The sequence below is a fragment of the Nostoc sp. genome (assembly GCF_036917515.1).
Classification (GTDB): domain Bacteria; phylum Cyanobacteriota; class Cyanobacteriia; order Cyanobacteriales; family Nostocaceae; genus Nostoc.
In genome coordinates, this window is sequence record NZ_JBALDE010000177.1 from 1 (window position 1) to 4,663 (window position 4,663).

Below are 4,663 nucleotides of genomic sequence, written 5' to 3' on the forward strand. Positions count from 1 at the left end.
ATCACAGGAGTAAGGTTTCATTCTACAGGCACTTAGACGTTGATATACTCCATCATCCCATACTGTATTGCACTCAAGCAGGAACTGCTATAAAAGCGTGATAGAGTTTTCCAGTCAGAACATCCCGTTCACCTAACGTGATCAGCCGAAACGCCCCTACAGCGATCGCAGCACCCATTGGCGGAGCAATCCAATAAATCCACTGATGATGCCAATTTCCTGTTACCAGTGCAGGAGCGAAACTCCGTGCCGGATTGAAACTTGTTCCCGAAATTGGAGCTTCTTGCCACACCATCCCGGCAATTAAAAGCCAAATGACCAAAGGTGTCCAACGCATTAGCCGATGATGACTGACAAAGATAAAAATCGTCAATACTAAGAGAAATGTAATCGTGACTTCTGATAAAAATACAATCCACAGCGGATAATTCAACCCAGGCAGCGTCATGCCGTTACTAACGCTTCTAGCATAATTTCCCCACAGGGTCACAAGCAGTAACACAGCAGCGATCGCTCCCAGAAACTGTCCAATCACAAAGCCAACAAAATCTCGGAGGTGCATTTTGCCATGTATCCAAAATGCGAGTGAGACAGAAGGATTGATGTGAGAGCCACTCAGTTTCCCAATCGGAGAAACGGCTACAATCGCTCCACTGCCAGCAAAAATTAGTCCCGTAATCAGTCGCCGAATGCTTGAATCAGGCACAAGCCGTTCTATTGGCAAACCGTGCCCAAAGTTAAAGACGATTGCACTCAAGCCGATGAAAATATTGAAAGCGGCTCCCAGGAATTCTGCAAAGTATTCGCGCCAATGCCACTGCTTCGGAACACTAGAATGCATAGGTTATGATTCTTGTAAAAGGGCTTGCGTTAACGCCAAGCAATTAGCTAGAAAGAGCAATCGTTAGTATTCTAGATATTGTGAGACACTACTTCCGCCAACAATTGGTGGAAGTAGTTGGTAAGCAAGATTATTCAGGATCGTCTAAAACTGAACTATATGCTTGCGGCTCTTCAACGCGATGGTGTATGTTACTCCGTCGAGCCTTTACTATCTCTTGATAAACTTTTTTGCGAGCTAAATTGACACTACCCAAGGGTGCGTGTTCTGGGAGGGTATGCCAAGCCATGAACGATAGACCCTCATCCAGACGCTTGCGCTCCTCGAAGTCAAATTTCTGAGCGGGAACTGTGATGGTTGCAAACTTGATAAACGGTGAGTCCTTCTCTTGCCACTCCTGCATTGGATCTTCAATTGGAGTTTTCTCATCGTTGACATAAAGCTGCACCAAGAAGTCAAAGGTTGCATCTTTGCCCTCTTGTGATAGATATTTGACGACTGCCTCACGCAAGTAAGTCTCTGAAGTGGGGGGTGAACCGGGAGTATCTTGCTGATGAGGTTTTACAGAAAACTTGATGGACACAGAGCCAAGTTTATAGGGAGTCGTACTCCAATATTGGATCAGCAGCGGATTTGCAACTTGTTTGCTCGTAACCGCTTTGAGAACTTCAAACGTGGGTTCTAGCGATCGCAGCTCTTCTTCATTTGCTTGACCAACGCTTGCTTTGGTCAGGTTGGCAAACCCTTGGGCATCGTGGACAAAGAAGACCGGATGATTAATCATCAAAAAGTCTTGGGTTTCCTGCTCATCATCCAGCACTTTTTCACCCTCTACTTGTAAGAGTTTGATCGCGAGTGCCCGAACATCGGGATCAAGGTCTGACGCGAATTTACCGCGCTTTTGGGCGGGGGAAGCATTGGAGAGCCTCATCCAAAGCGGGTAGGTTTTGGACTGGGCAAAGATACCCACCTTCAACGATTCCGGAATATTTTCCTCAATTTTGAACTCTCCCCAAACCAAGCCGTGACTTTTAGGATGGTCTTTTCGTAGGTCTGGACCCTTCTGGGCTTGAACGTTAAGATCAATGTCCACGATAGTATCAGTAGCTGCTTCTTGAGCAGCAGTGTCCAAGATGGTATTAGTAGCTACTTCTTGGGTAGGAATGGATAGATTAGATTGGCTCATGGTTCTTCTCTCTATAGTGCAAGATAGTGTAAGTGTTTCAACACTGAGAAAATGAGGGTTACAGATGGATTTTGAGAAACTCTAACTGCTTGTTGATTGTGAGTTTACACTGCTACTGCCGCCAGTGTTGCGATCTCTAAAAACGATGATGGTTACGAACTCATAAGACCTCCTCTGGTTGCTGGATTGTTTTCAATGCCCAAACGCTAATCCCGCATCCGAATCCATCTACTATTAATATGAGAATGGCTGTAACTTGAAAAAGCAGACCCCAACCTGCCAAGGAAACTTGAGACACATGATCGGGGCTAATTACGATGAAATGATTGTAGATTCCAAAAAGGAGCGATCCTGCTATTGAACTGAGCAACAGCCAACTACCAATGCGGTAGAACTGTGTCCAAAGTAAAACGGCGGCAATGATGGGAGTTAGAAAAATCACAATCCCCACAAATGAAATCTGAAGCAAAGATAGGGCAACTGGGATTTTTATATGTGCTAAACCATGCAGTCCGTTGGCGATCACATGAAGAACCGCGATCGCTGTTCCATATTGAGCAATCTTCATTTTTCTTCTACCTCGGGTAAAATCCCCATTACAAAAAGTAATTGTGTTAGCGTAGCGAAGCCCATTGCGAATTGGTATGAGTCACTTGGCAATTGCTTTCTGTGCTTGCTTGGAAACGCTACCTGCTGCTTTAATTAAATCAGCTGCTTTTTCGCCGATCATAATTGTGGGCGCGTTTGTATGCCCTGTATTTAGAGTTGGCATAATGGAGGCATCGATGATCCGTAACCCTTCAACTCCATAGACCCGCAATTTTGAGTCTACAACTGCCATTGAGTCTGTGCCCATTTTACAGGTGCCGATTGGATGAAACACTGTACCGCAGGTTTCCCGCACATAAGCTTCAAGGGCTACATCGTCAGTTACATCAGCGCCTGGAGCAACTTCCCGACCGCGAAATTCATCAAAAGCACTGGTCTGGAACAATTGGCGGATTAATTTAACTCCGGCAACGAGCTTTTGCACATCGGATTGACTTTGCAGATAGTTTAGCTGAATCACTGGTGTATCTTTGGGATCGGGCGATAGCGAAGCGCTGCTGCCTTCGGCAGGACGCAAACTGACACTGCCAATGTTTTCAGGATGAACTAAAGCAATTATACCAGTGAAGCCCAAACCAGAGTTAGGATAGCCAGGAGGTGCCCACATCAGCGGGCCATCGAACTGCTGCCCCCCAAGACTTTGCCACCAAGACAAAAGATTTGGTGATTGTTGAGATACGGCTCTAGTTGGGAGAAGTATCCCCAGTCTACCTCGGTGCCAAGTAGAGTTGTACAGTCCAACGGAATGTGAATCTCTGGTTTTGTATCTGGATTCCCCGCTTCGAGCAATAACACAGTCGTGTCAGGGTCTTCGGTCAGACGGTTAGCAACCACGCAGCCTGCTGACCCAGCACCAATCACAATATAGTCATAGTAAGTCATGATCATTTATCCATTATTGATTGTCTGTTGTAGTTTGCTTCTTGCTAAAATTGCTAACTGGCATTGGCATGAGCCACAGCATTTCCAACCAGCCATTCCAAAGGTCGCGGCTGAAAATTCAGTTCGCGTTTTGCCTTGGCGTTTGATGCGCCGCGCATTTGAGTACCGTAGTAAACAGCATCTGCACCACCTATTTCTAGAGCCTCTTGAACTGATATCTGGGGAGGTGGTGGCGCATTCAACCAACGAGCAAAAGCCGAGAGCCACTCGCGTACTTCTAAGGGGCGATCGTCCGTAATTAGGTAAATGCCGGGATTACCTCGTTCTGCTGCCGCAACTGTAGCGATCGCTGCATCCTCAACGTGTAACCATGACCATACGCCTTCCCCATTCCCCACAATTGGGAATTGTTGCTGTCGTACTTGGTTTGCAACGTCGCCATCAGTAGTAAACCAAGTGCCAGGCCCGTAGAAGAAGCCATAGCGTAGGACAATCCCTTCTAGATTTGACGTTTTGAGGAGGCGATGCTCGATTTTGGTCACTATATGTGCATCTGCTGCAACTGCGGGCGAAGCATCCAAGGATATCGGTGTTTCTTCATCTGCTAATCCCGTACCAGGAACCCCCCAAAATGCGATCGACTGTCTCAGATATCGATGCACGCCTGCCACTTGTGCTGCTGCCAGCACATTAGTACCCCCTTCTAGTCGAATACGATGGTTGAGTGGTGCAGCAGCACTCATTGATTCGCCAGTGTAGGTTTTGGGTAGAGCTGTGAGTTGTTCAATCACCACTTCTGGTTGAGTGCGAACGAGAGCCGCTTTGACTGCATCTACATCAAACACATCTGCGATCGCAGGTTCCACACCTTGTTCAGCTAGAGTTTGCGCGTTTTCTGAAGAACGGGTCAATGCAACTACATCATGACCTTTGGCAAGCAATTGGGCGATTAACGGACGACCAATCACTCCCGTCGCCCCTGCGACAAAAATCTTCATCTGTGAACCTCCTGTTAAAACCTGTGAAATATTTTATAAATAAGACGAATTGAACTAATACCAATTCTCTAAAAGCTGGCTACAGATAGTGCCTCTAAAATATATTGCCTTCGGGCAATAGATGCAATAATTGGTTTGGTTAATTTG

At 46.4% G+C, this 4,663-nt stretch carries 6 protein-coding genes; all 6 read right to left on the bottom strand.

From position 1 onward, the window contains the following. Nucleotides 1-73: 73 nt before the first annotated feature. The 6 genes from V7K89_RS23775 to V7K89_RS23800 all read right to left on the bottom strand — a co-directional run bounded on the left by V7K89_RS23775 (nt 74) and on the right by V7K89_RS23800 (nt 4,516). Nucleotides 74-841 carry an MIP/aquaporin family protein gene (locus V7K89_RS23775; protein ID WP_335191534.1) on the bottom strand — a complete coding sequence of 256 codons (768 nt, stop codon included), beginning with the start codon at nt 839-841 and terminating at the stop codon, nt 74-76. A gap of 130 nt (nt 842-971) precedes the next feature. Continuing rightward, entirely contained in the window at nt 972-2,027 is a 1,056-nt protein-coding gene (locus tag V7K89_RS23780; RefSeq protein WP_335191536.1) for a catalase family protein, read from the bottom strand. A gap of 160 nt (nt 2,028-2,187) precedes the next feature. Beyond that, the gene (locus V7K89_RS23785; RefSeq protein ID WP_335191538.1) at nt 2,188-2,595 is read right to left on the bottom strand and encodes a hypothetical protein; all 408 of its coding nucleotides are present in this window, start codon (nt 2,593-2,595) and stop codon (nt 2,188-2,190) included. 81 nt (nt 2,596-2,676) lie between these two features. Beyond that, nucleotides 2,677-3,243, bottom strand: coding sequence for a GMC family oxidoreductase (locus V7K89_RS23790; RefSeq protein ID WP_335191540.1), 567 nt, complete (start codon nt 3,241-3,243; stop codon nt 2,677-2,679). After that, complete coding sequence (locus tag V7K89_RS23795; protein ID WP_335191542.1) at nt 3,243-3,518, bottom strand: lycopene cyclase family protein; 276 nt, start codon at nt 3,516-3,518, stop codon at nt 3,243-3,245. Before V7K89_RS23795 ends, V7K89_RS23790 begins: the two co-directional genes overlap by 1 nt. Before the next feature lie 53 nt (nt 3,519-3,571). Further along, the gene (locus V7K89_RS23800) at nt 3,572-4,516 is read right to left on the bottom strand and encodes an NAD-dependent epimerase/dehydratase family protein (RefSeq protein WP_335191544.1); all 945 of its coding nucleotides are present in this window, start codon (nt 4,514-4,516) and stop codon (nt 3,572-3,574) included. Nucleotides 4,517-4,663 lie beyond the last annotated feature (147 nt).